The 26526-nt window shown below is 56.6% G+C and carries 29 protein-coding genes and 1 tRNA gene; 19 read left to right on the forward strand and 11 right to left on the reverse strand.

The annotated features are described in order from the left end of the window. Window positions 1-8: 8 nt before the first annotated feature. Genes cdhD through ENN68_02395 form a run of 3 tightly spaced genes read left to right on the forward strand, consistent with a single transcriptional unit; the run spans window position 9 to window position 3239 of the window. Window positions 9-1277, forward strand: a complete 1269-nt coding sequence (gene cdhD, locus ENN68_02385) for a CO dehydrogenase/acetyl-CoA synthase subunit delta (protein HDS44939.1) — start codon at window positions 9-11, stop codon at window positions 1275-1277. After that, window positions 1274-2683, forward strand: a complete 1410-nt coding sequence (locus tag ENN68_02390) for an acetyl-CoA decarbonylase/synthase complex subunit gamma (GenBank protein ID HDS44940.1) — start codon at window positions 1274-1276, stop codon at window positions 2681-2683. The genes cdhD and ENN68_02390 overlap by 4 nt, the downstream gene beginning before the upstream one ends. Before the next feature lie 10 nt (window positions 2684-2693). Then, window positions 2694-3239 carry an adenylyl-sulfate kinase gene (locus ENN68_02395; protein ID HDS44941.1) on the forward strand — a complete coding sequence of 182 codons (546 nt, stop codon included), beginning with the start codon at window positions 2694-2696 and terminating at the stop codon, window positions 3237-3239. Window positions 3240-3545: 306 nt separating this feature from the next. Here the strand turns inward: ENN68_02395 and ENN68_02400 are convergent, their stop codons facing one another. Beyond that, complete coding sequence (locus ENN68_02400; protein HDS44942.1) at window positions 3546-3842, reverse strand: ArsR family transcriptional regulator; 297 nt, start codon at window positions 3840-3842, stop codon at window positions 3546-3548. 257 nt (window positions 3843-4099) lie between these two features. Between ENN68_02400 and ENN68_02405 the strand changes: the two genes are divergently transcribed. After that, window positions 4100-4666 carry a DNA ligase gene (locus ENN68_02405; protein ID HDS44943.1) on the forward strand — a complete coding sequence of 189 codons (567 nt, stop codon included), beginning with the start codon at window positions 4100-4102 and terminating at the stop codon, window positions 4664-4666. Window positions 4667-4670: 4 nt separating this feature from the next. Next, window positions 4671-5609, forward strand: a complete 939-nt coding sequence (locus ENN68_02410; GenBank protein ID HDS44944.1) for a hypothetical protein — start codon at window positions 4671-4673, stop codon at window positions 5607-5609. 86 nt (window positions 5610-5695) lie between these two features. Here ENN68_02410 and ENN68_02415 read toward each other — a convergent pair whose 3' ends face one another. The 3 genes from ENN68_02415 to ENN68_02425 all read right to left on the reverse strand — a co-directional run bounded on the left by ENN68_02415 (window position 5696) and on the right by ENN68_02425 (window position 10189). Then, window positions 5696-7666, reverse strand: a complete 1971-nt coding sequence (locus tag ENN68_02415) for a hypothetical protein (protein HDS44945.1) — start codon at window positions 7664-7666, stop codon at window positions 5696-5698. 327 nt (window positions 7667-7993) lie between these two features. Next, window positions 7994-9091 (reverse strand): hypothetical protein, encoded by a 1098-nt coding sequence (locus ENN68_02420; protein HDS44946.1) that lies wholly within the window; start codon window positions 9089-9091, stop codon window positions 7994-7996. 201 nt (window positions 9092-9292) lie between these two features. Next, window positions 9293-10189, reverse strand: a complete 897-nt coding sequence (locus ENN68_02425) for a hypothetical protein (GenBank protein HDS44947.1) — start codon at window positions 10187-10189, stop codon at window positions 9293-9295. A 113-nt stretch (window positions 10190-10302) separates the two neighbouring features. Here ENN68_02425 and gatE point away from each other — a divergent pair, with 113 nt between their 5' ends. The 10 genes from gatE to ENN68_02475 all read left to right on the forward strand — a co-directional run bounded on the left by gatE (window position 10303) and on the right by ENN68_02475 (window position 19350). Further along, window positions 10303-12192, forward strand: a complete 1890-nt coding sequence (gene gatE / locus ENN68_02430; GenBank protein HDS44948.1) for a Glu-tRNA(Gln) amidotransferase subunit GatE — start codon at window positions 10303-10305, stop codon at window positions 12190-12192. 162 nt (window positions 12193-12354) lie between these two features. Continuing rightward, window positions 12355-12861 (forward strand): NUDIX hydrolase, encoded by a 507-nt coding sequence (locus tag ENN68_02435; GenBank protein HDS44949.1) that lies wholly within the window; start codon window positions 12355-12357, stop codon window positions 12859-12861. After that, the gene (gene purQ / locus ENN68_02440; protein ID HDS44950.1) at window positions 12858-13718 is read left to right on the forward strand and encodes a phosphoribosylformylglycinamidine synthase subunit PurQ; all 861 of its coding nucleotides are present in this window, start codon (window positions 12858-12860) and stop codon (window positions 13716-13718) included. Before ENN68_02435 ends, purQ begins: the two co-directional genes overlap by 4 nt. 88 nt (window positions 13719-13806) lie before the next feature. Further along, a complete protein-coding gene (locus ENN68_02445) occupies window positions 13807-14403 on the forward strand; it encodes a 30S ribosomal protein S3ae (GenBank protein ID HDS44951.1) in 597 nt (198 codons plus the stop codon). Window positions 14404-14410: 7 nt separating this feature from the next. Beyond that, the gene (locus ENN68_02450) at window positions 14411-15676 is read left to right on the forward strand and encodes an MBL fold metallo-hydrolase (protein ID HDS44952.1); all 1266 of its coding nucleotides are present in this window, start codon (window positions 14411-14413) and stop codon (window positions 15674-15676) included. Between the two features lie 30 nt (window positions 15677-15706). Next, window positions 15707-15779 (forward strand) — tRNA-Gly (locus ENN68_02455). A 548-nt stretch (window positions 15780-16327) separates the two neighbouring features. Next, window positions 16328-17665, forward strand: a complete 1338-nt coding sequence (locus ENN68_02460; GenBank protein HDS44953.1) for a pyridoxal phosphate-dependent aminotransferase — start codon at window positions 16328-16330, stop codon at window positions 17663-17665. A 78-nt stretch (window positions 17666-17743) separates the two neighbouring features. Next, window positions 17744-17971: a hypothetical protein gene (locus tag ENN68_02465; GenBank protein HDS44954.1), complete on the forward strand. Its 228-nt coding sequence runs from the start codon at window positions 17744-17746 to the stop codon at window positions 17969-17971. A gap of 31 nt (window positions 17972-18002) precedes the next feature. Beyond that, a complete protein-coding gene (locus ENN68_02470) occupies window positions 18003-18707 on the forward strand; it encodes a DUF554 domain-containing protein (GenBank protein ID HDS44955.1) in 705 nt (234 codons plus the stop codon). 58 nt (window positions 18708-18765) lie between these two features. Next, window positions 18766-19350: a hypothetical protein gene (locus tag ENN68_02475; protein ID HDS44956.1), complete on the forward strand. Its 585-nt coding sequence runs from the start codon at window positions 18766-18768 to the stop codon at window positions 19348-19350. Between the two features lie 23 nt (window positions 19351-19373). Here ENN68_02475 and ENN68_02480 read toward each other — a convergent pair whose 3' ends face one another. The 4 genes from ENN68_02480 to ENN68_02495 all read right to left on the reverse strand — a co-directional run bounded on the left by ENN68_02480 (window position 19374) and on the right by ENN68_02495 (window position 21353). After that, entirely contained in the window at window positions 19374-19574 is a 201-nt protein-coding gene (locus ENN68_02480) for a transcriptional regulator (GenBank protein HDS44957.1), read from the reverse strand. 18 nt (window positions 19575-19592) lie between these two features. Continuing rightward, window positions 19593-19979: a DUF2178 domain-containing protein gene (locus ENN68_02485; protein HDS44958.1), complete on the reverse strand. Its 387-nt coding sequence runs from the start codon at window positions 19977-19979 to the stop codon at window positions 19593-19595. A 17-nt stretch (window positions 19980-19996) separates the two neighbouring features. Further along, window positions 19997-20386 (reverse strand): hypothetical protein, encoded by a 390-nt coding sequence (locus ENN68_02490; GenBank protein HDS44959.1) that lies wholly within the window; start codon window positions 20384-20386, stop codon window positions 19997-19999. Between the two features lie 124 nt (window positions 20387-20510). Next, window positions 20511-21353, reverse strand: coding sequence for an MBL fold metallo-hydrolase (locus ENN68_02495; GenBank protein ID HDS44960.1), 843 nt, complete (start codon window positions 21351-21353; stop codon window positions 20511-20513). Window positions 21354-21592: 239 nt separating this feature from the next. Between ENN68_02495 and ENN68_02500 the strand changes: the two genes are divergently transcribed. Together ENN68_02500 and ENN68_02505 are read left to right on the forward strand one after the other, a co-directional pair. Continuing rightward, window positions 21593-22633: a methionine synthase gene (locus ENN68_02500; GenBank protein ID HDS44961.1), complete on the forward strand. Its 1041-nt coding sequence runs from the start codon at window positions 21593-21595 to the stop codon at window positions 22631-22633. Then, entirely contained in the window at window positions 22630-23280 is a 651-nt protein-coding gene (locus ENN68_02505; GenBank protein ID HDS44962.1) for an amino acid kinase, read from the forward strand. Before ENN68_02500 ends, ENN68_02505 begins: the two co-directional genes overlap by 4 nt. 47 nt (window positions 23281-23327) lie before the next feature. Here the strand turns inward: ENN68_02505 and ENN68_02510 are convergent, their stop codons facing one another. Beyond that, window positions 23328-23747, reverse strand: a complete 420-nt coding sequence (locus ENN68_02510; protein ID HDS44963.1) for a YjbQ family protein — start codon at window positions 23745-23747, stop codon at window positions 23328-23330. A gap of 96 nt (window positions 23748-23843) precedes the next feature. On the opposite strand from ENN68_02510, the gene ENN68_02515 reads away from it, so the two are divergent. Both ENN68_02515 and tpiA read left to right on the forward strand, forming a co-directional pair. Continuing rightward, window positions 23844-24545 (forward strand): HAD family hydrolase, encoded by a 702-nt coding sequence (locus ENN68_02515; GenBank protein HDS44964.1) that lies wholly within the window; start codon window positions 23844-23846, stop codon window positions 24543-24545. A gap of 80 nt (window positions 24546-24625) precedes the next feature. Next, the gene (gene tpiA, locus ENN68_02520; GenBank protein HDS44965.1) at window positions 24626-25306 is read left to right on the forward strand and encodes a triose-phosphate isomerase; all 681 of its coding nucleotides are present in this window, start codon (window positions 24626-24628) and stop codon (window positions 25304-25306) included. Window positions 25307-25382: 76 nt separating this feature from the next. Here tpiA and ENN68_02525 read toward each other — a convergent pair whose 3' ends face one another. Next, window positions 25383-25994, reverse strand: coding sequence for a hypothetical protein (locus tag ENN68_02525; GenBank protein HDS44966.1), 612 nt, complete (start codon window positions 25992-25994; stop codon window positions 25383-25385). Then, a complete protein-coding gene (locus ENN68_02530; GenBank protein HDS44967.1) occupies window positions 25994-26446 on the reverse strand; it encodes a hypothetical protein in 453 nt (150 codons plus the stop codon). Before ENN68_02530 ends, ENN68_02525 begins: the two co-directional genes overlap by 1 nt. Window positions 26447-26526 lie beyond the last annotated feature (80 nt).

Raw genomic sequence — 26526 nt, forward strand, 5'->3', positions numbered from 1 at the left:
GTGCGGAAATGGAGAAGAAGCTAACGCTGGCGGATTTTGTGCGGTTGCTGAGCGAGTACGATATTGTTGAGTTAGAGGACGTCAAGATCCGTGGCGATATCGAACTGGAATTCGAAAGTACACGGGGCGTCACCTTACCACCGGTGCTTGATCAGGCGATACGGGCGGCACTCGGCCTACCCGGTGCGGCGGTTACGGCGGAGGCGGCCAAACCGGTAGAATACCGGCCGGTGGCCTTCGAAGCACGGCGAGTCGAATGGCCGGGAAAGATAGAGGAAGTCACGCTCGGAGCTACTGCGGCAGATGGTGGTACGCGCGCCAGCACGATAACGATCGGCGGCGAGCAAGCCTTACCGTTCTATATTTTCGACATGTCCATGCCGCATGCACCCGTTATCTCTCTCGATTGTTTTGATATGCCTGTCTCGCTTGCGAAAGCAGTGCGCTCTTTTTATGCGGACGTCATGGAAGATCCTGCGGAATGGGCGCGGAAGAATGTCCAGGAGTTCGGGGCGGAGATGGTAACTATCCATCTGATCAGCACGGATCCGATGCTTCGCGATACTCCGGCACGAGCGGCGGCGAAGACCGTAGAGGAGGTTTTACAGGCGGTGAAGGTGCCGTTGATCATCGGTGGCTCGGGCAATCCTGAAAAGGACCCGGAGGTGCTCGAGGCGGCGGCTGCGGCGGCGGCGGGTGAGCGCTGTCTCATCGCCTCGGCGAACCTGAATATGGACTACGAGCGTATAGCAAAGGCGGCCGTTACGTACGGGCACGCGGTGCTCTCGTGGACGCAGCTCGATATTAACGCGCAGAAGACCTTGAACCGGTACCTCTTCAAGCTCGGGGTGCCACGGGAGGACATCGTCATTGATCCCACGACGGCAGCGCTCGGCTATGGCCTGGATTACGCGTTCACCAATATCGAGCGGATCAGAATTGCGGCGTTAAAGGGCGATACCGATCTGGCCTTTCCCATTTCCTGCGGCATCACGAACGCCTGGGGTGCGCGCGAGGCGTGGATGAAAGAATCGCCGATCAAGGCGGATTCAGACTGGGGCCCGGCAGGGTACCGTGGTCTGGCATATGAGTTCATAACGGGCTTGACGCTGGGGCTTGCTGGTGGCGAGTTGTTCATGATGATGCATCCCCAAGCTGTAGCGGGAGTCAAGAGCATGACGCAGCTGCTGTTCGGAGCGCAGGAAGCGCCAGAAGCTGCACCGGCGATCTCGCTTGAGGATTGGGTCACGTGGTCAGGAGGTGCGGGTAATCGATGAAGCTGAAGAGCCCGATGGAGATCTGGAAGTATCTCCCGGGGACAAACTGTGGTGATTGTGGCGAGAAGACCTGCTTGGCGTTCGCGTCGCTGTTGAAGGAGCGCAGCAGGGTTTTAGCGGATTGTAAACCACTCTTTGCAGATGCGCAGTACGCAGAGAAGGCAGAGCAGCTGACAGACCTGTTAGCACCGGAGATTCGCGCAGTCACGATCGGCACAGGCACGAAAGCGCTGCAGATAGGCGGTGAGGACGTGCTGCATCGGCATGAACTCACCTTCTTCAATCGAACCGCGCTGGTGTTTGACGTCTGGGATACGCTGGACGAGGCTGCCGTGAGGGAGCGCGTACGCCGTATAGCGGCCTGGCAGAAGTTTTACGTTGGCGATTTCCTCATGGTTGATGCGATCGCGATTCGCGCCGTTTCGGGTGATGCGCAAGCGTTTGCAACCTGCGTGAAGCGGGTAGCAGCGGAGACGGACTTACCGCTCGTGCTCTGCTCGCTCGACCCGGTCGTTCTGGAATCGGGTCTGAGACTGGTAGCTGATCGTGCTCCACTGCTCTATGCAGCGACGAAATCCAACTGGCAGGCTGTTCTGAACCTGGCGAAGAGCTATAGCGTTCCTGTGACGGTTTTTTCAACGAATCTCGACGAGCTCGCCAGTCTCGCAGCGACGTTCGCGTCGGCGGGTCTCGAGGATCTCGTTCTGGATCCCGGCATGTTCCCGACGGGCGAAGGGCTCGCAGCAAGCTTTTCGAGCTTCGTGCAACTTCGACGTGCGGGGATCGTGGATGGTACTGACAGCGTTGCTTATCCGTTACTGGCCGTGCCAATGACGGCCTGGCTGATCTACGAGCACGAAGACGCGCTAGCAGCATCCTACTGGGAGGCTATGCTCGCGACCATTGGCATCATCAAATACGCGGATATCATGATATTGCACTCGATCGAGCCACATTCGTTGATCGCCGTGCGCACGCTCGCGGCAAACATCTATACGGACCCACGCCGCCCGGTAAGTGTCGAGCCAGGTCTGCGCGTGATCGGTGTACCGACGCCAGATTCGCCGCTTTTCATCACGACGAATTTCGCGCTGACCTACTACACGGTCGAGAGCGATCTCTCGTCCAACAAGATCGATGCATTTTTGATGGTTGCGGATACGGATGGTATCGGCGTGGAGGCGTCAGTAGCAGGCGGGCAGCTCACAGCGGAAAAGATACGGGAGACGCTGGAGCTCTGCGAAGCGGAATCGAAGGTAACGCATCGGACCCTGGTGGTTCCCGGGCTTGCGGCGCGACTCTCGGGCGAGACCGAAGATGTTACTGGCTGGCGCGTGCTGGTCGGGCCACGGGACAGTGGTCGTATACCCGGGTGGATGGACGAGTACTGGCCGCCGGAATCGTAGTGGACAGAACATGACCTGGGCTGTGTGGTTAACGGGCCTTCCTGGTAGCGGCAAGACGGCCGTTGCGCAGCGAACACGAAGCTTGTTGGAGGCGCGCGGCATCAGCAGGGTACAGGTGCTCGAGCTCGACGAGATCAGGAAGTTCATCACGCCGAAACCGACGTATTCGGAGGACGAGCGCGAGATCGTTTATGCAGCACTGGTCTATATGGCGAAGCTCCTTGTGGACTCGGGCACGCCGGTGATCATTGATGCGACGGCGAATCGCAGACGATATCGCGACCGTGCACGGGCGGTCATCCCGAAGTTCGCGGAGGTGTACCTTACCTGCCCGCTGGAGCTCTGCAAGGCACGAGAACGGGCGAGGAAAGCGGAACATGCGCCTCCGGGTATTTACCAGAAGGCTGAGTCGGAAGCAGCGACGGTGCCTGGCGTGAACGTGCCGTATGAGGCGCCGCTGCAGCCCGCGGTGGTCGTGGACTGCGAGCGCATGAGCGTTGGTGAGAGCGCGGAGAAGGTAGCGGCGTTTATCATCGGGCGATTTATCTCGAAATGATTAACGGCTGTTCGTGTGGAGTCGCTACTTACGCCGGCCGCTCGAGTCGTGATTCGCCGCAGCCGGTTCGCGGTGCTCGATCGCGTAGCACACGTCAGCTTCTTCCGGTCAGGTACGCGTGATCCTTTGCAGGCTTCACCACGGCCGAGCGCGTTATGTATGAATCCGGATAGCGGTTCGCGACCGGCGAAGAAGATTCAGAGAGAGAGAGAGAGCGTAAATAAAGAAAGGATAAAAAGTAAAAGGATCGGTAATGGATCAATCCACTCTGCGCTCAGCGTTGAGCGCCGTGCGGAGAGACCAGATTCAGAGCGTCTTCTTAATCTCGTCGATAACCGCCTTGACCTTGTCAGTCGTCTTGTAGATCCGAATCGCTTTTCCCTTCGACTTCGGCTGCTCAGAGATCTCGTACTTGCTCGTCAGGAATTCGTGCTCCTCGAGCGTATCGAGGTGGTAGGAGACGAGCCGTCGCTCTGCGCCCATCGCTTTGCTTATCGCGTTGATGTGCAACGGGTTCTCGGAGAGTAGCTCTACAATCCTGTACCGTATGGGATGTAAGAGCACATGCGCTTCTTTCACTAATGTGTCGTCCATTTTCATCATGAGTAGGTTTTAGTGCGGCGAGTATATAAATATTCAAACAAACTACTATATAAACATAAAAAATATTATCTAGTGCGTAAATATCTCCGGGCACAGACGTCGAGGGCTACGGCACCCGGCACTCATGAAACCCGTTAAAGGAATGGGCGTGCAGTATAAAGAACTTAAGGCAGACTATGGTTTACGTTTACAGCATTCAACACGGACGCGAACGCGACAGCGGCAAGAAGCGCGAAGAACCGTATGGAAGCGTTACCATGAGCCTCACGGAATTCAAAGCGCGGCGAGATTTTCGTAAAACGAAGGAGCCGTCGGGAGCGGAAGAAGGCGGGAGAGCGGAGCTCTTTGTCATCCAGAAACACGACGCTCGCAACCTGCACTATGACTTCAGAATCAGCGTGGACGGCGTACTGGTGTCCTGGGCGGTACCCAAGGGCCCGTCAACGGATCCGCGCGAGAAACGGCTTGCGATAAGGACTGAGGACCATCCCCTGAGCTACGCCGAGTTCGAGGGCGTCATTCCTGAAGGCGAGTACGGGGCTGGCACCGTCATGGTCTGGGACCGGGGAACGTACGAGAACCTTAATGAAGACGAGCGTGTTGCCGAAGGACTCGAGAACGGTCACATCAAAATCAACCTGAAGGGTGAGAAACTGAAGGGTGGCTACGCGCTTACGGAAACGAACAGTGAAAAGAACTGGTGGATCCTGGTCAAGACCAGGGACGATGCGGCCGACGCCCGTAGCAACCCGACCAGTACGCGGCCCCGGTCCGTGTTAACCGGAAGGACGCTGAAGGAGATACAGGAGGAGGAGGGTACATAGTGTAATGTCCCTCGTCCGTTTCGCACGTCAGCGGGATGATATTCTCAAGCCATATGGTCAGATCGACGTCCTCCTGCTGTACGCCATAGTAGCGGAAAAAATCGGCCCTTACCTCGCAGGGCGGGAGATCGCGAGCAGGATCTGGCTTCCGGGTAAAGGCGGAGGCCGGCCGTACATCATAAAACGCGGCTCCAAGGACGAGCCGCTCTATGTTAATGAACTGGCGGATGCGGTAACCCCTGAGTTCCTGAAGCTCCGAGAGGAAGAGAAAAAGCTTTCCCGGGCCGAAGAGGAGTTAACACCGGTTCAGCGTAAGGTGTGGCATTATTTCGTTCCCCGCAAGCTGGTCAATTTCTTCTACGCGACCAATACGGAAGACCCTTCAGGTGATATAGACCGGGTCTTTCTTGATCTCGACCGCGGACAGGGCGTTACCGCAGCGCAAGCTCAAGCGGCCACCGTCATGTTACTGGAGCTGATTCGAAGTGACGATGAACTCATGGATTTAACGGGTGGGAAATGGCCGTTCACCTATTGGACGGGTAACTCGTTCCATGTCATACTGCGCCTCAAAGACGCACAGCCCCACAGCTTCTATGATAAGAAATTCAAATACAGTACCAGCGACCCTGAGGGCTCGTTCACCGGCCGCTGGGCGAAGCAGCTCACTAAGAACGTGGACTGTGAGGTTGCAGGCGGCCACGAGAAGAAGGAGAACCGACTGAACATCGATCCCTCACAGACACCACCCGGGAAGCTCTGCCGGGTGCCACTTGGATCTATTCACGTCAGTGACCCGGAAACCATTGACGGGTTCTCGATCCCGGTGACCAACCGCATGCTCAAGCGGAAAAATCTCACGGAGACGCTCGTCCACCTGCAAGCGAAAGATATCCTGTCGGAAATAAACAAACTGGCTGCGAGGGTCCCTGAACCGGGGTAATCTAGGTAGAGCTTGGACCGTGAAATTCCGCACTTAGCCTGATGAGCGTAGCGTGATAAAAATAGAAAAAGAGAAGAGGGAAAAAATTACCTCTTCTTTCTTACCACTGTATACGTAGCGACAATGCTCAGCAGTCCCACGAGTGCCGCGAGTCCGAATGGCGTTATTACGGGCGCCTGGACCGCACAGAGCGGGCACTGTCTCAACGGAGCGTTGTCTCTTTGCCCTGCTGTTCCCGGTATCAGGTACGGATCCTCCGGTAGTCCGGGTGCAGGCTCCCAGTAATTCCCATCCCAGTTGTTGCTCTTACCGCAGTGGTCATCAATGGCCTGAGGCGGCCCGTTGTAGAAGAAGCAGTTGCCGTGGATCTCGTTCTCATCGGAACTCGAATTGATGTACACCCCGCATCTAGCTCCGCCCGTGTTGTTCCTGATCATGTTCCGCTCGATCACGTTGTTCCAGGAGCCGAGCAATACGATACCCGCCAGGTTATCCTCGATGTAGTTATCCACGATCTCGTTGTCCCACTCGTCAAGCAGCAAAATCGCGAGCAAGTTATCGTGAATCATGTTGCCAGCGATGGTGTTATAGCACTGCGGCGGCGCAAAATCATAGGGTGATACGCCAATAGCGGTGAGAAGGAAACCGATCATGCAGTCCGTAATGTCACTGTTCTGGAACGTATTGTCCCAGGACCAGACCAGGAGCACGCCGAGATCGATCGGTGGCCCGTTGCCCGCAGAGATCATCAGCCCGTCAAAGAGGTTATCGCCACTCAGGAGCAGGAGCACACCAAATGTGGTCTCAGGACTACCGGAGTAGAGGTCTGAGATCGTACACCGGTAGAACTCATTGTAGTCCGCGAGGATAAACAGCACCACGCCGCAGGCGGCATCTGAGCCGTTAATATGCGCGACGTTGACCCTATCGTTGAAGGTGTTGTTCATGGCAATAGCGAGCTTGATACCGACCGCGATGCTCCCGTCCAGAGCTTGCTCGAATTCCTCCAGGGTCGCAGTTTCTGCGTCGAAGAAGTTTTGAGCTGTCAGAGGAGTTTCACAAAGCCCGTTGGCGAGGATATAGGAAACGTCAGTGTCATCGTTGAAGGTATTGAAGAACGATAGTAGCAGAAGTATTCCTGCAGCTTCGCCGCACTCGGCCATCACGTACGAGACCTTCGTGTGGTCATTGAACAAGTTGAAGTTTGAATCTGCCAGGAAGATACCGCAGGCCATCGCGCCATCCAGTGATACGTCATCCAACTCTAACTCGGTCGTTAACTCGGACGTAATACCATCGCCAAAAAACGCGCCGCTTGCCACACCAACCAATCCGGAGGAGTAAATGTAGGAGACCTCAGTCTTTGTATCAAAGGTATTGTTGTCCGATACTGCCAGCACGATGCCGAACGCCATGCCCTCTGCAGAAACGTTCATCACGGACGTGGCGCTGAATGAGTTGTTCATTGATGCACCCGTCACGATACCCGCGGCACCTTCGTATCCCGAGATATTGGTAACCAAATTGGTAATGAACGAGTTATTATGTGAGTTGTTCACCGCAATACCATAGGCGTCAATTCGGTCTGTGATATTCATTACCACGTTGTTCGCAATGGTGGACGTGCTAACATTATCCATAAAGATCCCGGCCACATCTGCAGTACCACCCCATGCGTCCCGTATTGTGAACCCCTCGAGCGTAACCTCCGTTGCGTCTTTTATGGTGACGACGTCCAGATTCACGCTGGCGGACTTTATGATGGTCTGAGCAGGGCCTGCATCTGATTGGATGGTCAATCGGGACTTGTTTATCAGGATGTTCTCGTTGTAGGTGCCCGGGCAGACGATAAGGGTATCGCCTGCAGACGCATTGTCTATCGCATCTTGAATGGTCAAATAGTAAGCTTCGCCGGTGGTGCAGGGCGGAGCTGATTGGTTCACCACGAGCGTCGCGGCGGACGCGACCCCGGAGAAGAGGAGCAGGGTAAAAATCAGCAGAATCGCAGGTAAGGCTACTGTGCGCACTACTGTCGTTTTTCTTCCAGTTTCACTCATCAATCTTTCACCTCCTAGTTTAATAATGAATGAGAAAACGGGGACGTACTATAAAAGCCTTTCGCTTCCCCCTCAACACGTCCCCCTCAATACCGCAATGGCGAAATTGTTTTACGATTCCTGACCTTACGCACCCGAAAAACAAGATAGAAGCGGCAGAAACAACACTTCTTCTCCTTTGTCCGCTTTCTGACGAGTGGATGAGAAGAGGATTGTTTATGCGGTCGGTTGTGCAGTGCACACCGGGTAGCGAGAACAAGAGCCTGTGCACTGCTGCCAGAATGTGCAAAAGCGGAACAAAAAAAAAAGAGAGAGGGAGCTAAAATTTTATTCCCTTTTTCTCCAAATTGCTACCGCGAGGACAACGCTTAACAGCCCGATCAAGGAGAACACACCGAGTGTACTGAACGCTGGCACCTGTATGCCACCGCACTCCGGGCATTGCTCAAAGGGGAAGAGCAACCATGGTTCAAAGTCTACATTGGCACTTACTTTGTCACCCGATCCCGGGGAATGGGATGGTCCGCTGGGATCGCCCCACCAGTTATTCTCTGCTTTGAGTACATAACATGTGTCGCTGTTTAGTATGCCATATTCGCTGTTGCCTTCAATGTTATTGCACGTGACCAGAACGCTCTCATCCACTACGGTTCCCTGGAGGACACCTTCCGCTCGAACACAGTTCTGCACCCATATACCGTATGTATGCCCTGTTATTTCGTTGTGCGAAATGAGCAGATTTGTGGGTACTCCAGCGCAGAAACCAATGGCGTGGCTAGGAGCTCCACACCACGTGCTGCCCGCGAAGTTATTCCAGACTATCCGGACATCATCGCCCGCTATACCACCACAGGCTGCTTCGCAGTCACGGAAGATATTCTCTCGTACCAGGATATGGCTGGCGCTTTCAAAATAAATACCACTCTTACAATCAGTTATTTCGTTATTTTTGATCTCCCAATGTTCGTACCCGTCGACGAAGCCAATGCCAACACCTAAATAATCTATTTTGTTATTCTGGATTATTCCCGGATCGTTCTCAGTGCCATTGGCACGGATCTGAATGCCGGTCGTACCAGCAGTTGTTGTGATGTGGAATCCTTGGATGATGACCGGTGATTTTGCTTGTATGACTTGTTGTGAACCCCACTGGACAATGGTATCAGAACTGCCGTGCCCTACCAATTTCAAATAATCTTTGCCTACAGGGATTTTAACCCGCTCCGTATAGGTACCGGCGGCCACGTAGATGGTTTCGCCTGCGCTCGCGTTATCGACCGCCGCCTGAATGGTGGTATAGCAGGGGGTATTACCATCGCAGATGCCGTCTGGGTTGACATACCGGTCTATCGCTAAACATCCCGGTACTGCCCCGAGCAGGAATATCGCTGATAGGACGACGATTATGAGAATATTCGCCTTCATATCTTCTTCTTTTCACCTCCTAAGTTCTTCCGAACCAAGAAATGTTGCTTCGGTGTACATCTTTGTGGGGTAAGGATATATAAAACTTTCGAAAATATTTTATCCATAACCTTTTCAACGTACGCTCTTTGAGCATCTGGAACGACGCTGGGACCGCGTAGCTGATCCAAAACGTACTCTACGACCGCTTCAGTGGCAGTCTCACTCGCGCTTCGCCCGTTTTTGATCGCGCAGCGGCACGAAGTACCGCTCGCCGGTTTGTAGCTCCACGCCCTCGAGCCCCTCGCCCGGCACGATCTTATCCACCGCTATTCGTTTGCCCGCAAGCTCGATAACGTCGCCCACGGTGTACCCCGGCAGACGGACGAGAAAGGTCACCCGGTAGACTTCCCGGCCACCTCTGCGGCCGTAGAGCTTCCGGCTCTCAAAGTAGTTCCCGCCCCGGTGCTTCACGATCGCCTTCGCCATCCTGCGGCCGCATTCAGCGCTGCTCACGTAGAGGTCAAGCCCCTCCTTCAAGAGCTGCTGCTTCGTGACGAACTCCTCCGTGCTCAATACTGCATATGCGAGCTCTACTGCCGCTTCCAGTTCCTCTTCGGTCGGTGTTCGCCAATCTGCGCGTATCTGCACGATCGCGGCGTAATAGCCGCCCGCGATCCGGCTACACTGCGCGCAGATCGCGCGCCGCACCGGCACGGTGAATTCGGCGCGCTCCACCACGTCCAGATCCTTTATTCGTGCCTGCACCCGCAGACACACGTGTGCGCTTCGCGCGGCTTCGTCATACGCTATTTCTGCTTCCCGGAATTCGACCGGGCATTCGGGACCATGGGTCTTGCTGATCGCTCTCCGTACAGCATCCTCGACCACAGCTTCGAGGTCGGTGCGCTCATTGCCCTTGAAGAAGCCGCCACAGTGCGGGCACACGATCACGCTCGCACGCACCTCTTCCGCGATACGATCTGGCGCCAGAAGCGTGAGTCCGGCGCGGAAGCAGGCCTCACAGAGATTCTCGAAGAAGGTATCGGTCTCGATACCGCATTTGGGGCAAAAAGACCGCCAGCGCGATCTCACGGGATTCCTCTCATACTCGGTCATTGATCTTTCGTTCAGATGCGATGAAACCCAGACGTGGCTGTAGCTGTTCGTGCACCTACCTACTAAAAGTATAAGGGCGTCACCTTTATTGTTATCACCGTGCAGGATGGGCCATGGACGAAGAGATCGAGTACGCGAACGTGGGCCTTAAAGCGGGCTTGGAGATCCACCAGCAGCTGGATACGGGGACAAAGCTCTTCTGCAACTGCCCCACGCAGCTGCGGGAGAAGAAGGACGCGACGCTCACCTTTCTGCGGTACCTCCGTGCCTCGAAGAGCGAGATGGGCGAGGTGGACGCAGCGGCACGTGAAGAGGCGAGCATCAGCCGTGCGTTCATTTACAAAGGGTATGACAGCACCTGCCTGGTGGAGAACGACGAGGAGCCGCCGCGTGAATTGAATCAGGAGGCGGTTGATATCTCGTTAGAGGTCGCGCTGCTCCTGAACATGGCGCTGGTAGATGAGATCCACACGATGCGGAAGATCGTGATCGATGGCTCGAACACCTGTGGCTTCCAGCGCACCGCGTTAATCGCGACCGATGGCTGGCTTGAGACCGCGGAAGGGACGGTGCGGGTGGATTCGCTCTGTCTGGAGGAGGATGCGGCTCAGAAGATCGAGACCGAGGGCACCGCGGTAAGCTATTCTCTCGACCGCCTGGGCATTCCGCTCGTCGAGATCGGCACCGCGCCGGACATCAAGACGCCGGAGCAGGCGGTGCACGTTGCTGAGCAACTGGGCATGATCCTCCGGTCCACGGGCAAGGTGAAACGCGGTTTGGGGACGATCCGTCAGGATATCAATATCTCCATCGCAGCGGGCGCGCGCGTGGAGATCAAGGGCGTGCAGGAGTTGCGCTTGATCGGCGAGATCGTGCGTCATGAAATACAACGGCAGCAGAAGCTGCTCGAGCTACGCGAGGAGTTGAAACGGCGTGGTGCCCGGATCGAGCACCGTGTTCTTGATCTATCCGGCATATTCACGGACACGGAGTCGCGGGTGATCAGGACCGCAGGCGGACAGGTCTTTGGCGTCTGTCTGCGCGGCTTTGCGGGCGTGCTGGGCACGGAGCTCCAACCGGGTCGGCGGTTTGGCACGGAACTGGCGGATTTCGCGCGGAAGTATGGCGCGGGCCTGATGCATACCGATGAGCTGCCCGCGTATGGTATTACTGACGCGGAAGTAGCGGCACTGCGGCAGGTGTTCGACGCGGCCGATGCGGACTGTGTTGTGCTCGTTGCGGCGCCTGAGACGCGTGCGGAACAGGCGTTGCAGGCGGTGTTGCAGCGGGCCGAGGTCGCGCTGCGGGCGATACCGCTGGAGACGAGGCGGGCACTGCCGAACGGTACCAGCGCGTATATGCGACCGCTTCCGGGCGCGGCGCGTATGTACCCGGAGACGGACGTGCCGCCGGTTCTGCTCGCTCCTGAGCGGCTGCGCTTCATCGCCGCGCATCTGCCTGAGACCTTTGAGCATCGCACGGCCCGCTATATGGCGACCTTTGGCTTGAACGATGAGCTCGCCGATAAGATCGCCCGGAGCATGCAGTTCCAGCTCTTCGAGCAGATCATGAACGCATACCCGCAGGTGCCCGTGACCCTCGTGGTGAGAACGCTTACGGATACCCTTATCGAGCTGACGCAGGCGGGTGTGGACGTGTCGTCGCTGGCTGATCAGCAGTTCATGGCTATCTTCAAATCGCTGTCTGAGGACGCATTTGCAAAGGAGGCGGTGCCCGAGCTGGTGAAATTCATCGCGGGCGAGCCGGGTGTGGGTATTGAGCAGGCGATCGAAGCGCTTGGACTGAGCACCAGCACCGCGGAGGTCGAACAGGTGATCGGGGTGATCGTGACCGAGAAGCGGGCGTTCATCTTGGAGAAGGGCGAGCGAGCGGTCGGGCCGCTGATGGGTGTGGTGATGCAGGAGCTCAGGGGCAAGGTGGACGGCCGGACGCTGAACAGGCTGTTGACGGCGAAGGTGAAAGAGGTCCTGGAGCGTGGTTGACCGTGCGGTCTGCGCTTCTCGTATTCCGCATGCAGGTGGTTTGCGCTCGCGCGCTGCAGCCTGACGGATACGGAAGGATACTTACTTAAGAGCGCACCGATATTGAGAATGGTGCTTTGATCCCTGGTATTCAGGGACTTCGAGCTAAAAGGTGTGCGTGTGATGAGCGAAGAGGTACCAGTCGAACGTAGAGAGTTGTACCGGGGCAAGGTGGTACACTTGCAGCTGACGACCGTCCTGTTACCGGACGGACGCCGGAGGACGCGCGAGATACTCGTGCATCCCGGTGCCGCAGCAGTGGTCCCCCTGATGGATGACCGGATCATGCTGATAGAGCAGTACCGGGCGGCTGTCGGCCGGAAGACGCTGGAGATACCCGCGGGCACGCTTGAGCCGGGCGAATCGCCGGAGGATTGCGCTCAGCGTGAGCTTCTTGAGGAGACCGGCTTTCAGGCTGAGTCCTGGTCGCACGTGACTGCGTACTACCCCTCGGTGGGCTACACGACCGAGGTCATTCACCTCTTCCGGGCGAGCGGCTTGCGGAACGTGCGTGAGCTCGCGCCCGAATTCCCGGTACGGTTCCTGACAGTGAACGAGGTGCGGGAGCGGATCCGAACGGGCGCGATCATGGATAGCAAGACGATAATAGGTGTACTGTTGGCGACATGACCCCGAAGATCTGCGTTTTGCGCATAGAAGGCACGAACTGTGAGTATGAGACGTATCTCGCGTTTACTCGACTCGGCGCGGCCGCGGAGATCGTGCATCTGAAGCAGCTGATCGGCGCGGTGCAGCCGGGTGACCAGCGTCAGTTATCTGATTATGGTGCGTTGGTAATTCCCGGTGGGTTCTCGTCCGGCGATTACATCCGTGCGGGTGCGATCCTAGCGGCGCGCATACAGGGCGCGTTAGGCGCGGAGATCCAGGAGTTCATCGGAGCGGGAAAGCCGATTCTGGGCATCTGTAACGGTTTCCAGGTGCTGGTGGAGCTGGGGCTGCTGCCGGGGTTCGGCGCGCCCGGAGGAGTGGCGGTGCAGCAGGCCGCACTGACGACCAACGATTCCGGACGGTTCGAGTGCCGGCCGACCCTGATCAAGCATGAGAACCGTGGTAGCTGCGTCTTCACGCAGGGCATAGAACGGGGCAGTATCCTGAAGATCCCGAGCGCGCATGCGGAGGGCAAATTCTTCATTGATGAGCACCGGCGTGCGGACTATCTGCAACGTCTGGAAGAGAACGACCAGATAGTCTTCCGTTATGTGGATCCAGCGGGAGACTACGCGGGCTATCCCTGGAACCCGAACGGCTCGCTCGCGAATATCGCGGGAATCTGTAACCCGTCAGGCACGATCATGGGCTTGATGCCACATCCTGAACGGGTCTTTCATCCCTTTATGGATTCGGAATGGCCGCGCGCCGCCGCGCAGGCACGAACTACCCTCGGGATCGCGGAAGGCGCGGCGCAGGCCTACGGCGACGGTCAGCAGCTCTTTGCTTCGGTCTTGCAATACCTCCGGAGCAGATAGTGGTTAGTTAGCGTGATGATAAGGGGGAGGTTTTTATTTTTGTAACTACTACTATAAGCGACGATACAGGTAAGGAGCGTGAGCAGAACTGGCGAAGAAAAGAGTTAAAGATAAGTGGAAAGCGAAGGAGTGGTACTCGGTGCTCGCACCGAAGATGTTCGGCGACGTTAAGGCAGGGGATACGATCGCGGACGAGCCGACGAAGCTGATCGGCCGCCGGATCGAGATGACGGTCGACGAGCTCACGGGGCGGCTGATAAAGAACTCTAACTTGAAATTACAGCTCGAGGTCGATGAGGTAGATCATTCTAACGCGTATACGCGGTTCATCGGTCATCAAATCGATAATGATTATCTCCGCAGTTTAGCGCGTAAGCGCAGCTCAAAGATCGATTCGAACATCGAGGTGGTGACCAAGGATGGTGAGAACCTGCGGGTCAAGTCCTCCTGCTTCACCTTGAAGAAGGCGAGTGAAGCGCAGACGAAGGAGATCCGGAAGATCATGGAGGACGTGATCAAGAACAGAGCGGCGAGTTTGGAGCTCAACAAGTATCTGCAGGAGATCATTCTGGGGAAACTCTCCTCGGACATCTATAAAGTGGCCAAGAAGATCTATCCCGTGCGACGGGTAGAGATAACAAAGACCGAGAGGGAACTAGCTCCGCTTCGCGCCACAGAGTCGTAGGCGTACAATGAAGCTGAAATTCCTCGGCGGGTGTAACGAGATCGGACGATCTGCCATCCTGGTGGATGACAAGATCCTGATAGATTACGGGTTGCGGCCCTCAGACCCGCCGGAGATACCGCTCTTGAGCAGCGCTATCACACCCCGTACGGTCCTTCTCTCTCATGCGCATCTCGACCATTCGGGTATGGTGGCCAGCTTGATGAACCGCGGGCGGCGCCCTGAGGTCTACATGACGCCCGTAACCCGTGATCTGACCCAGCTCATGGCTCGGGATACCATAAAGGTGGGAAAGGAGCAGGGCTTTGTCTTCTTCGGTGAAGCGGATATCCAGCAGCTGGACGAGCACACGCATATCGTGGCCTATGGCGCGCGTCGTCCGTTAAACGGCTCTGATTATGCGTTTGAGCTGTACAATGCCGGGCACATACCCGGGAGCTCGGCCGTGTACCTGCAGAAAGAGAGCGAGGACATCAGCCTCTTTTACACGGGTGATATAAAAACGGGGCCCAGCCGGTTGATGGAGTGCGCGTATCCCGCGACCTTCCCGCGTGCTGATATCCTGCTGATCGAGAGCACCTATTACGACCGTGATCATCGTGACCGTCAGGAACTCGAGCGTGCATTCATCGATTCGATCCGTGATACGTTGAACGCAGGTGGTAACGCGATAGTGCCCTGCTTCGCGGTCGGCCGTACCCAGGAGATCGTGATGATCCTGCATTCCTACGGCCTGACGCCCTATATTGATGGGATGGGTCTGAGCGTCTTCAAGCTCTTCAAGAACCATCCGTCGTTCGTGAAGGACCCGGACGCGCTGAATAACGCGTTTGCCGATGCGGAGTTCGTGAACACGCGCAGGCGTAAGAAAGTGCTCGCCGAGCCCTCGATCATCGTGACGACGGCGGGCATGCTCAACGGCGGACCCGTGCTCTACTATCTGAAGAAGATCCACGATGATCCCCGGAGCAAGGTGCTGCTCACCGGCTATCAGATCGAGGGCACCAACGGGCGGCGCTTGCTGGATGAAGGCTGCGTCGAGGCTGATGGCGAGCTGGTCAAGGTGACCGCGGGGGTCGAGCAGTACGATTTCTCCGCACATGCCGGCGATACTGATCTGAAGAAGTTGGTCTCACGCTTCTGCAGGAACGGCACGGAAGTGGTCTTCACGGTACACGGTGAGCAGACCAATGAGTTCGCGGCGTGGGCACGCGAGAACTACAACTGCGAGGCGATCTCACCGCAGAACGGAGAAGAATTTATCATTGAGTGAGGTACAGAATAGTAACGTGAAAAGGAACGAGCGCCGGTAGTGTAGCTTGGTATCACATAGGCTTGCCAAGCCTATAACCCGGGTCCAAATCCCGGTCGGCGCATTCAATATTTTTCCATTATGAGCCCTTCGTAAAAAGCTACCCCTCTGAAGGGAGCATGGGTGATCTGATCCCCCTTGCCCAGAGCCATCGTGGTTGATCTGGGTCAGGCGTGGTTAAGGTTGGTGAACGGGTTTTGCCTGTTTTCGTGGTTCCTGCCCGGTAAGAACTCGACCTCAATCTCGTTTCTCATTCGCGGTGTTCGGAACTCACCCCATTTCGGAGCTACTGGCAAAAGGCAAAAGAAAAAACTTTAAATAACCGAAGGGCTTGATTACCTTGAGCCATGAGTGAGACAGGACAGATCATACTGGGTGGCGTGGGATTGTTGGCGCTCTGGTTAGCGCTCTACTTCTTGATCTCCATGTAACGCTCGACTCACAGAGACGGCGGCACGCAGCAAGACCTCCCCACGCAATTATATAAACCGTATCGTGTACGCATCGGTTCGGCACGTTATTCTGCTCGGAATTTGGAACACGCGATTCTCGTGCCCGTTTATCACGGTGAGGGGCCGCACCTTTTTAAGCCGCGACATCTGATCGGTTGGTATGGAACTCGCGGATTTCCGGATATCGGGATATGGAACTGCATCCTGTGCACCGTCACCGGTCAATCGCATGATGGCGGCATTTGCCGCGGATTTCCGGCCAGCCAAAGACGTTAACCTGGGCGTTGGCTACGTCAACGAACGGACGATCCCGCACGAGCTCATGGTGGAGGCAATGCAGGCGGTGCTCACCGAGCCGGAGAAGTATAAGGTGCCGTTCAATTACGGTGGTTCTCAGGGCTCGCAGAACCTGATCGAGTCACTTAAGCAGTTCCAGATCGAGCACGGCCTCGGGGGGCTCACGCAGGAGATCGTCGATCGCACAGAGGTTATTATAGGTCCGAACGGCGCGACAAGCCTGCTCGAAGGTATTGCGCACGTCGTTGCACCCGGCATGGTCATCACCTCAGACCCGATGTACTATATCTACTGTAACTATCTCGAACGGCAGGGGTTCGAGGTACTCACGGTGCCCGAAGACGATTACGGTATACGAACCGATCTCCTCCGCGCGAAACTCGACCACCTGGGCGACCGCAAAGGCGAGATCGCGTTCTTTTATATCGTTACCATTAACAATCCCACGAGCACCATCCTCTCGAACGAGCGACGAGCAGAGCTGGTGCAAATTGTTACTGACCTCTCGCATCAGTTCGGCAGGAAGATCCCGCTCTTCTTCGATACGGCTTACGAGCTTTTGGTGCACGATCCAACCGTTCCACTGCTCGATTCAGGCTTACTGTACGATTCAGCGGGCCTGGTTTACGAGGTCGGCACGCTCTCGAAGATCCTCGCGCCCGCGTTACGGATCGGCTATATGATGGGCCCCCCAGGGCGGTTCATGAGCGCAATGATCCAGAAGACAAGCGATGTCGGATTCAGCGCGCCGCTCATCAACCAGGAGATCGCAAGCTATCTCCTCGATCACCACGGGCAGCAGCAGATCGAAGCGGTTCAAGCGGGCTACCGTAAGAAAGCGCGCGCGGTCGGGGGCTGGCTCAACGAACAGCTCGGCGATCTCGTAGAGAACTGTAGCGGCGGTAAAGCCAGCTTCTATTACTATCTGACCATGAAGGGCATCCAGACCACCGAGACGTCCGCATTCTTCACGTACCTTGCACGAACCACCGGAGACATCGGGATCGATGGCCCTGCAGCCGATAAGAAGCCGCGGGTAATCTACGTTCCGGGCGAGCACTGCGTGCATCCCTGTGGCGATCTCGTTGCGGTGGGCAAGCGGCAGTTGCGACTGTCTTACGGGTTCGAAGAGCTCGACCGGATAGAAGGAGCGATCAAACTGATGCGGGAAGCAGCGGAGTATGCGCGCGGCCGAGGCTAATTATCATACGCCGCATAGTACAGGATGAAGAGAGAACGCTGACCTTCTTCACTCTGAATGGGGCGAGTGCTCGATGAGATGAGCAGGAACAGAGCGAAACGGGCGAAGCAGCAAGCTCATAAGAGTGATCAGCAGAAGAAGCTGGCGCGAGAGCAAGAACTGAAAGCGCTTTTGGCGTCTGCCGACGACGCGTTACGAGCGCAGATAGCGGCGATCTTAGCAGAGGAGGAGCTGGTAGAGATACGTCCTGAAGGTCTGGTAACAAAGGGCGAGGATGGCAAAACGCACGTGCATTTCTGGCGGTGATTTATGGTAGAAAGAGCAATCACGGCTTTTTATGCCGCTGCTGATAGTACTCTGTATGCTCGGCACGTATGTCAACACCGCTGCGGTCATCGTCGGGAGCCTTATCGGCATAGCGCTCCACCAGCGGTTTCCTGAAAACCTCAAGAAGATCGGGTTCCAGGCGATCGGGCTCTGCGTGCTCGTGCTCGGCATCAGCATGGCGCTCAAGACCGAGCGGTTCATTGTCCTTATCTTCAGTATGCTGCTTGGCGCGCTCGTCGGCGAAGCACTGCATCTTGACCAACATATCGATCGTCTTGGCGCGTTCTTGAAGACGCGCATCGGCGGCTCAGCCAAAGATCAATTCTCGGAAGGCCTGGTCACCGCGTTCCTCATCTACTGCATGGGCGCGCTGACCATCATCGGCGCCATTGAGGACGGCCTCAACGGTGATCCGTCGATCTTGTTCGCCAAGTCGTTGCTGGACGGCTGCGCATCCATTGCACTCGCGTCAACCTTCGGGATCGGTGTGCTCTTCTCTGCTCTTCCGCTTTTCGTCTTCCAGGGCGGAATCACGCTCCTCGCCGCGTCATCACAGGCGTTCTTCACCGAGCCGCTCGTTACCGAGCTGAGCGCGGTCGGCGGCGTCATTCTCATCGGCCTCGGCATACAGCTGCTCGAGCTGAAAAAGCTCAAAGTAATCAATTTATTGCCCGCGCTCATGGTGGTGATCCTACTCGTGCGCGTCTTCGCATGAAGCACCTGAAACGGCACGGGCTTCGATCGCTCGAACGAGGGCAATAGGTGATAAAAAAATGGCGCTGGAACTGTACCGGTACCTGATCGTCATCGGCCTTTGCGCGATTATCTGGTTCGACAACGGACGCTGGCTGCTCCACGATGCGCGTGAACGCGTCATCAGCGAGATCTACATGCATACCGGGCTCGGGCTCTTCTTCACGCTGCTCACGCTCGAACTGGCGCTCGTGCTCGCTGGCGCGTGGCCGCATTATGGACTCTGGTGGCTCGAAGTCCTCGGTCTGCTGCTCTACCTTCCCGCAGGCATGCTCGTCTTCGGCTCCGTGCTCGAGTTGAAGCGTAAAGGCCGGCCGGACGTGAAGACGGGCGACTTCACCGCGACCACCGCACTGATTGACACCGGGCTCTATGGCGTCATTCGCGAGCCCATGACGCTGGGTATGGCCATCTGGTCGGTTGCGCTCGTGCTCGCCTTTCAATCGGTGATCGCACTCCTGATGGGTGCCCTTGCCTTCGGCTGCTTCTGGATGGCCGCACGCACTGAGGACGAGTACAACATCCGCAAGTTCGGCGACGCGTACAGAGCATATCGCCAGCGGATACCGCTCTGGAACGTCTTTCGCAGGCGCGGGAAAAGGTGACGTGCGTGAGGCGCATTCATTCGTCATTCTTCATCTTCGAAGAGGAAGAGCTCATCGATCGTCGTCTGCAGCACCTTCGCGATGTTGTGCGCGAGCTTGAGCGAAGGGTTGTATTTACCCTTCTCCAGGAAGACGATCGTCTCCCGCCGGACGCCGACCAGCTTCGCGAGCTCGTCCTGCGTCAGATCGTACCGTGCCCGGAACTCCTTGATCCTCGTTCTCATTCCCCATTCCCGCTAAGCTCACTGCACGCCTTTTCGGCTGTAATACGTGTAGAACCCGATATGCAAGAGGAGCAGCACGCAGACCGCGAACGCCAGTGTAAGGCCGATCTCTCGTAACACCGGCGATCCTCTTATACTCAGCGCCATGAACACGGCACCAAGTACTGCCATTGGCAAGAGCGAGACCCGCAAGGTCATATAGGACGCCTTTTCACTGAGCCGATGGACCAACTCATCCTCCATCACTTCGGTAACCCTGCTCTTGCAGAGCTGCATCAGGACCAATCCGATAGCCACGACAGCTATCGGCACGAGGAACTGACCCACAGCTGCTGACCAGCCAATCAAAACCCCCATACCCATGCTTACAAACATCATGCACAGCCTGAATTGCTTTCGGTTCATCTCATCCACCACCTTTTCTATTCCACATCGCCCCGCCTGAGAAAGTGCCAGCGGAAGAGGTTCTGCGAGAGCACCATCACGATTAACGTCACGCCCAGCACCTGCATCACGGTCAGTTTGACCACCGCGAGGTAGTCAACCCAGAAGAGTGCCGCAATGAGCACGAGCGTCAGTAGCCACGAATAGGTCGCCGCATACGCGCCCAGTTTCTTCGTCCGCTCGTCGCGATCCGGCAGCTCGCCCATTCGCCTCCACCGCACAAACCATGCGACGAGCACGGCGATGATCATGGTGATCACCATGGACGCGCTGATCGAATTCACACCGCGCCAGACCGCGGCGAGCACGATAACCGCCAGCAGTGCCAGTCGCACCATCAGCCATAGTATACGTTTGTCTTGTGGCATCGCCTCTTTTCAGCTCCGTTTTCTTCGCCCATAAGTAACTATTTCTAACAATATGTTAGATATAAATAACCAAGTATATAAAGGGCGGCCCTTAGACCCACTGCAGGTGACTGCCAAATGCTACTCACTCGTAGCACAACCGCAAGCCCACACCAACCTCCTGGAGCATGGCGACCTGTGCCAGCGCAAGCTTCGAGTGCAGATCCGTGCAGTGGCAGGCGTGGACCGCCGCAGGTTGCCGTGATGCGAAGTAGGCGAGCGTGCGCTTCAACTGCCGTTCTGGAGGATTGAGCAGGTGAAAACCGCCAATGACGTCGGCAACTCGATCCTCACCGCAAACCTCACGTGCATACTCGATCGTATTGCAGATGCCCGCGTGCGCGCAGGCGGTGATGACCACCAGGCCCTGTGATGACTGATAGGCCAGGGCGGAATCATCCAGCGAATAATCGGCCTCCGCTTCCTTCTCTGCGGTCACGACCGTACCGATAGGGGTTTGCGCTTCAAATTCGTTCCGACGCGGGATCTCGCCGAGGTATACCAGCCGCTCGGTGAGCCACACGGGCTCCCTGCTCTGGTGTAGCGTGAAGTAGTTCGCCGCTCGTCTCTCCGTTACGAGCGATCCGATCTGCCCGACCCCTTCGAGCAGCTTCGTCTGGAAGGCCGAAGGATGCGCGACCAGCGTGGGCTTCTTCGACTCGAATCGCTCGAACTTCGACTCGAGGTACAACCTGATAAGCGGATCCAGGCCCCACGTATGGTCAAGATGGCCGTGCGAAAGCACCACGAAATCGACCGTGCAGAGATCTATCGCCATCTTCTGCGCGTTTATGAGAAACGCATCAGAATACCCAACGTCGAATAAGATTCGCGTGCCCGCGTCGTCGATGAAATAGGAGACGGCAGGCTCACCTAAGAAATAGCGATCGATCAGGGTATTGTTGTCCACGAGAACCGTCAGCTGCATCGGTAATCCCGATGTAACCAAACAACGTGCGAAAGATAAAAAAGCCGCAGGTAGTATCGGTGACTTACGGTGGTGTGAAGTACGTAAAGGGTACGCTTTACAGACAGGCGAGAACCGTAACGCGTCACGTATGGTGATTAGTGAAGGTAGAACAGCAGGCGGTGATCGTTATTTCGTCTCAAATCACCGGCCAACAAAAAGGAATAAATAACCGCTTGCAAAACTACAAACTAAGAGCCATGACCCCACCACACTTCCTCTACGACGACATTGGCAGCTATCCCTTGCCCGTGGGCGTGACGAAAGCAGCGATAAAAGCGGCCTTCGCCGACCATGAATCACACCAGGATACGCTATACGAGATCTTACGCGATGCGTTGCGCCAGAAGCTCGACGCGGGCGTCGAACTACCAACGTATCCGCAGTTCCAGGATATGATCACGCAGTTCACCGAGCCGATCATGGATGCTGCGCGAACGGAAGAGCCGTTGTTGATCAAGGAGGAAGCGGCGAGGATCTACGAGCTTGCCGCTCTGGAAGCGGTGGCTGCTGCGTTTGAAGCGCAGCACGGGCGGCGAATGAAGCTCCGCATCTGCGTCACCGGGCCCATCGAGCTCTATTACAAACTCTTTCCGCCACCGGTGTATCTAGACCTCCTATCGAATATCGCAACCTCGGTCGGACGGTTCATTAAACATGCAGTCGACGAGTCCAGGAATTTCGACGTGGTCTGCGCATCGCTGGACGAGCCGAGCATGGGCCTGGACCCCAGGATCGAGTCAGAAGGCGTGATCGAAGCGCTTGAACTCGCTTCGGGCTTTGCACATCGCGCTGGGATCGACACGCAGATACACCTCCACTCACCTATCTTTTACGAGACCGTCTGTCAGGTGCCGGGCTTGAACGTCATCGGCATGGAATCCGCGTCGCAGCCATCGCTCCTCGAGATCGTGGATAAACAGTTACTTGACGAGCACGACAAATTCCTCCGTATCGGGCTCACGCGCACTGACATCTTCAGCATGGCCGCAGAGTACGATGAGCGGCACCACACGAACGCATTTAAAGAAGTGGGCGTGCTTGAGGCTGTCGTTGCTGAGTATAACCGCCCTGAACTCGTAACGAAACGATTGGAGAAAGCGTACGCGCGTTTCGGGGATCGTATCATCTATGTTGGCCCGGATTGCGGCCTCGGGGCCTTCCCCACGCAGAAGCTCGCATATACGCTCTTAAAAAATACGGCTGAGGGTATAACGGCATTTTACCAGGGGTTTCAATGACTCAGACACTAATCCTCAAACTCGGTGGCAGCTTACTGACTACCGGGCGCGATCTCATGCAGTTCCTCAGCGAGTACGCGTTCGTGAAGCGTACTACACGCCAGATGGTGATCGTACCGGGCGGCGGTCCCTTTGCGGAGTCCGTCAGAGCATTGCAGAGACGCCTGGAAATCTCGGACGATACCGCGCACTGGATGGCCGTGCTCACCATGCACCAGTACGGGCTCTTTCTCGCCAGTGGCGCACCCGAGACACCGGTGCTCGAGCGGCTCGAAGACGTACGCGCCACGAGAACCGGCCTCTGCATCCTCCTCCCCTACCGCGTTCTGCGAGCCGACGATGCATTACCGCACACGTGGCATGTCACGTCAGACACGATCGCCGCCTTCATCGCGCATAAGCTCGGTGAGAACACCCTCATCAAATTAACTGATGTTGACGGGCTCCTGGACGAGAACGGTGCACTAATCGACCACCTGCAGGCACAGGAGCTGCTGGGGATCGAGCATACCGGCTGTATAGACGCGCAGCTTCCACGGTTCCTGCTGGAGCACGGCATGAGCTGCGTGATCGTCAATGGCCGCCATCCCGAACGCGTCATCGCGGTCATCGAGGGTAGAGCGACCATCTGTACCAGGATCGAGTAACCTGCCCTCCAGGTTGTTCGTCCTCCTGGCCGTGGCTTGATCCTTACCTATTCCCCTATGATCTGCAGAATCACCCGCCGCGACCGTCTCCGGACATCGAGCTCAACAAAGATCACCTGCTGCCAGATCCCTAACAGCATGCGCTGGTCTTTGAACGGCACGGTCAGCGAGGGGCCCAGAAACGCCGCGCGAATATGCGAATGCCCGTTACCATCATGCCAGCGCAGCTCATGCTGATACTCGATCGCACGGGGGAATAAGCGCTCCAGAGCGTCCGGCAAATCCTGAATTAAGCCCGGCTCGTACTCGATCGTCGTCACCGCTCCAGTCGCACCCGGCACGAAGATCGTCACGATGCCCGCACGGAGCACGGTCGCCCGGAGTGCGTCGTTAATCTGCGCGGTGAGATCGACCAGCTCCACCTCGCCGCGGGTCTCAAACGTCAGCTCCTTCGTCACTACACTCATTTTTCACGCCTCTAAGCTTGAAATAGCCAGAAAAAAGAGGCTGATTCTTTATACGTTCTCGTTCTATAATATAGGTGGTGCGTTTAGGGCTCGACCATGGCAACGACCTATCAACTCGTCCTGCTTGACATGGACGGAACGTTCCTCGACTCGCATGGGAAGGGGCGAATACCGAACGAATGGGCGTATGAAGCGTTCAAGAAGAGCCTGGGCCATTTCGGGCTCGCGCTATCGATCCCTGAGATCAATGCCCAGTTCCTTCAGCCGCTCCGTGCCGAGGGTGCGGACGGTGTCCGTGCGTTCTGCGCGCGGTTCAGACTCGTCTGTGATGAGTTCTGGGCACGCCGTGAGACTGACGTGATCGAGGCAAAGATCGATGCGATCCGAAACGGGAAGATCATGCTCTGTGCGAGCGCCGAAGAGATCATCCGGTACCTGAGTGAGCGATACTCGCTCGCCGTGGTGAGTGACGCACAACAGGCAAGTGTGGACTTCACACTCGAATACTTCAATTTGAAATCATACTTCACGGTCTGGTTTGGTCGTAAGAGTTCACTGGGTGATCTGGACATTCGCAAGCCGAATCCGTACTATATCAATCGAGTGCTGCAGAAATTGGCAATCCCGCAAGAGGCTGCGATACTGGCGGATGACAGTCCGGTTGGGGTGCTTGCGGCCAAGCGTGCCGGCATCGATTCCGTGCTCATCACACACGACGATGATGAAAAGCGCAAGCAATGCGAATCAGAGCCGACAGCGGTGGTGAACAATATCGGGGAGTTGCGTAAGGTGCTGTGAGCGCTATCGATCTCGTGAGGCACCGCAGGTAGGTAGATATTAATAAAGCGCCTTCTTGATACCTGTAGGGGTGAAGTGAAATGCTAAAAGTGGAAACACCGGTCATTGTCCTCAACGAGAAGGCCTATAACGAATCTGCAGGTGCGCAGGGCCTGCGGCTCGCGCAGATATGCGCGCGCGTCGCTGCCGAGCAGGAAGTCAGCATTGTGATCTGTCCACAGCAGGTGGAACTTGCCAAGATAGTCGCAGCGGTGAGCATCCCCTGTTTCGCGCAACATGTGGACGCTGTGGAGCCTGGCAGCCATACGGGATTCGTCACGCCGGAATCCGTGAAGCAGGCCGGCGCGGCAGGCACACTGGTGAACCATTCTGAGCATCGGCTCACGATCGCGGACATCGCGTTTATCGTCTCCAAAGCGGCGAGCCTCGACCTCCTGACTATCGTCTGCACGAACACTATCGCGGTGAGCGCAGCGATTGCGGAACTGAAGCCGTACGCAGTCGCTGTTGAGCCGCCGGAGCTGATCGGCACCGGGCGATCGGTCTCGAAGGTAGATCCGGCGATCGTCGAGGACACCGTGAAGGCGGTCAAGCGAATTGATGAGCGTTGTGTGGTGCTCTGCGGTGCCGGCGTGACCAACGGCGAGGACGTGCGCGCAGCGATCGATTTGGGCGCTGACGGCGTCCTCCTGGCCTCCGGCGTGGTGAAAGCGCAGGATCCACAAGCGGTCTTGATCGATCTCGCTTCTGGCGTGAAGTAACTGAGAGACGCGTGTGACGATTCGGCCTGTTTGTTCTGCTATGCCGCGGTGAGCCTCGAAGCTCGTCTAAGTGTGGCTAGGCGATTTTCTGCTCCAGATAGTTCTTGAACGCTTCCAGCTCTTCCTTAAGCAGCTCTACCTTCTCGTAATCGTCCTCAATCTCCATGCCTTTCTTATATTCTAAGAATGACCGAACGAGCGTGATAACATCGCGCGTATCCAGATCCGAGATGTCAAGATCCTCATCAATGCAGCAGAGCGAGGTCCAGTAGGTCCAGGCCTCGTTATCAAAGCCGTATGGGTTGAGCATACAGTGCACCATGAACCCGATCTGCCCGGTATTCCAGGTCGAGAGTGGTATCTTCTCCTCCAGGCTCAGTCGGCAGTGAGTCGCGATCGCAATGATCTCACAATTGTCTTGATCTTCGCGGCCGAGCCCAATCACCAGCTCCGGATACTCGTCCTTCAACGCCGCTTCGACCTGCGCCTCGATCACTCGCCCGAGCTCGGCCTTGACGCCGAACATCACGCTCTCGGACCGCACGAGTACCGTGAACCAGTGATATGGTTCAGCGAGCTGCTTCAGCTCCGCTTCCACCTTCAGACGAGCAGCATTGAGCTCCTCGTAGCTAATCTGTGCCCCTCTCCCGCACGGATAGAGCTTATAAACGAACCAGCGTTGAGCCATTATTCCGCCTGAAGGTCACTCGTCATCGATCCCAGTAGCTGTCGCAATTCCGTTTCGAGGCGCTCCAGCTCTGCAGCCGTTTCGTCACGTCGCTTCTTCAATTCCACCCATTCCCCGAATCGCTCGTGCCTCAGCACCGTCATCAGTTGCCGCTCTTCATACTCGAGCGCGTTGAGCCGCTTGGTCATTTCGCTCTGCCGCTGCTTCAACTCCGCCCGTTTGTTGGTCACCCGCGCGATGCCGCGTTCCATCATCAGCTCATACTCGGGATTCAATTCAGGATCTCTCTGCTCCTCCCGTGAGATGACCATCTGCTCTTTCTGAGCTTCGAGCTTCTTGATCTCCGTGGTCAGCGCATGCAGCCGTCTCTCGAGCTTCTCTCGCTCTTGCCTCATTGTTGCTACGTTCTGCTCGACCCAGACCTCCAACCCTTCACGACCACCAGTGCTCATAAGTGTAGGAATAGATTGTCGCGCATAAATAACGCGCTCACGCGCTGCGCTTCAGCGCGCAAAAAACTCACGAGCACCGA

The organism is Methanomicrobia archaeon (genome assembly GCA_011049045.1).
Taxonomy (GTDB): Archaea; Halobacteriota; Syntropharchaeia; order Alkanophagales; family Methanospirareceae; genus JACGMN01.

Coding starts and splice junctions, on each gene's coding strand:
- ENN68_02490 (HDS44959.1), bottom strand. CDS start 20,386: ATGCCACAAGACAAACGTATACTATGGCTGATGGTGCGACTGGCACTG.
- ENN68_02405 (HDS44943.1), top strand. CDS start 4,100: ATGAGCCTCACGGAATTCAAAGCGCGGCGAGATTTTCGTAAAACGAAG.
- ENN68_02470 (HDS44955.1), top strand. CDS start 18,003: ATGCCGCTGCTGATAGTACTCTGTATGCTCGGCACGTATGTCAACACC.
- ENN68_02465 (HDS44954.1), top strand. CDS start 17,744: ATGAGCAGGAACAGAGCGAAACGGGCGAAGCAGCAAGCTCATAAGAGT.
- ENN68_02420 (HDS44946.1), bottom strand. CDS start 9,091: ATGAAGGCGAATATTCTCATAATCGTCGTCCTATCAGCGATATTCCTG.
- ENN68_02460 (HDS44953.1), top strand. CDS start 16,328: ATGGAACTCGCGGATTTCCGGATATCGGGATATGGAACTGCATCCTGT.
- ENN68_02495 (HDS44960.1), bottom strand. CDS start 21,353: ATGCAGCTGACGGTTCTCGTGGACAACAATACCCTGATCGATCGCTAT.
- ENN68_02525 (HDS44966.1), bottom strand. CDS start 25,994: ATGGCTCAACGCTGGTTCGTTTATAAGCTCTATCCGTGCGGGAGAGGG.
- ENN68_02510 (HDS44963.1), bottom strand. CDS start 23,747: ATGAGTGTAGTGACGAAGGAGCTGACGTTTGAGACCCGCGGCGAGGTG.
- ENN68_02475 (HDS44956.1), top strand. CDS start 18,766: ATGGCGCTGGAACTGTACCGGTACCTGATCGTCATCGGCCTTTGCGCG.
- ENN68_02390 (HDS44940.1), top strand. CDS start 1,274: ATGAAGCTGAAGAGCCCGATGGAGATCTGGAAGTATCTCCCGGGGACA.
- purQ (HDS44950.1), top strand. CDS start 12,858: ATGACCCCGAAGATCTGCGTTTTGCGCATAGAAGGCACGAACTGTGAG.
- ENN68_02395 (HDS44941.1), top strand. CDS start 2,694: ATGACCTGGGCTGTGTGGTTAACGGGCCTTCCTGGTAGCGGCAAGACG.
- ENN68_02415 (HDS44945.1), bottom strand. CDS start 7,666: ATGAGTGAAACTGGAAGAAAAACGACAGTAGTGCGCACAGTAGCCTTA.
- ENN68_02485 (HDS44958.1), bottom strand. CDS start 19,979: ATGAACCGAAAGCAATTCAGGCTGTGCATGATGTTTGTAAGCATGGGT.
- ENN68_02410 (HDS44944.1), top strand. CDS start 4,671: ATGTCCCTCGTCCGTTTCGCACGTCAGCGGGATGATATTCTCAAGCCA.
- cdhD (HDS44939.1), top strand. CDS start 9: ATGGAGAAGAAGCTAACGCTGGCGGATTTTGTGCGGTTGCTGAGCGAG.
- ENN68_02480 (HDS44957.1), bottom strand. CDS start 19,574: ATGAGAACGAGGATCAAGGAGTTCCGGGCACGGTACGATCTGACGCAG.
- ENN68_02400 (HDS44942.1), bottom strand. CDS start 3,842: ATGATGAAAATGGACGACACATTAGTGAAAGAAGCGCATGTGCTCTTA.
- ENN68_02425 (HDS44947.1), bottom strand. CDS start 10,189: ATGACCGAGTATGAGAGGAATCCCGTGAGATCGCGCTGGCGGTCTTTT.
- ENN68_02530 (HDS44967.1), bottom strand. CDS start 26,446: ATGAGCACTGGTGGTCGTGAAGGGTTGGAGGTCTGGGTCGAGCAGAAC.
- ENN68_02500 (HDS44961.1), top strand. CDS start 21,593: ATGACCCCACCACACTTCCTCTACGACGACATTGGCAGCTATCCCTTG.
- tpiA (HDS44965.1), top strand. CDS start 24,626: ATGCTAAAAGTGGAAACACCGGTCATTGTCCTCAACGAGAAGGCCTAT.
- ENN68_02435 (HDS44949.1), top strand. CDS start 12,355: ATGAGCGAAGAGGTACCAGTCGAACGTAGAGAGTTGTACCGGGGCAAG.
- ENN68_02505 (HDS44962.1), top strand. CDS start 22,630: ATGACTCAGACACTAATCCTCAAACTCGGTGGCAGCTTACTGACTACC.
- ENN68_02515 (HDS44964.1), top strand. CDS start 23,844: ATGGCAACGACCTATCAACTCGTCCTGCTTGACATGGACGGAACGTTC.
- ENN68_02450 (HDS44952.1), top strand. CDS start 14,411: ATGAAGCTGAAATTCCTCGGCGGGTGTAACGAGATCGGACGATCTGCC.
- gatE (HDS44948.1), top strand. CDS start 10,303: ATGGACGAAGAGATCGAGTACGCGAACGTGGGCCTTAAAGCGGGCTTG.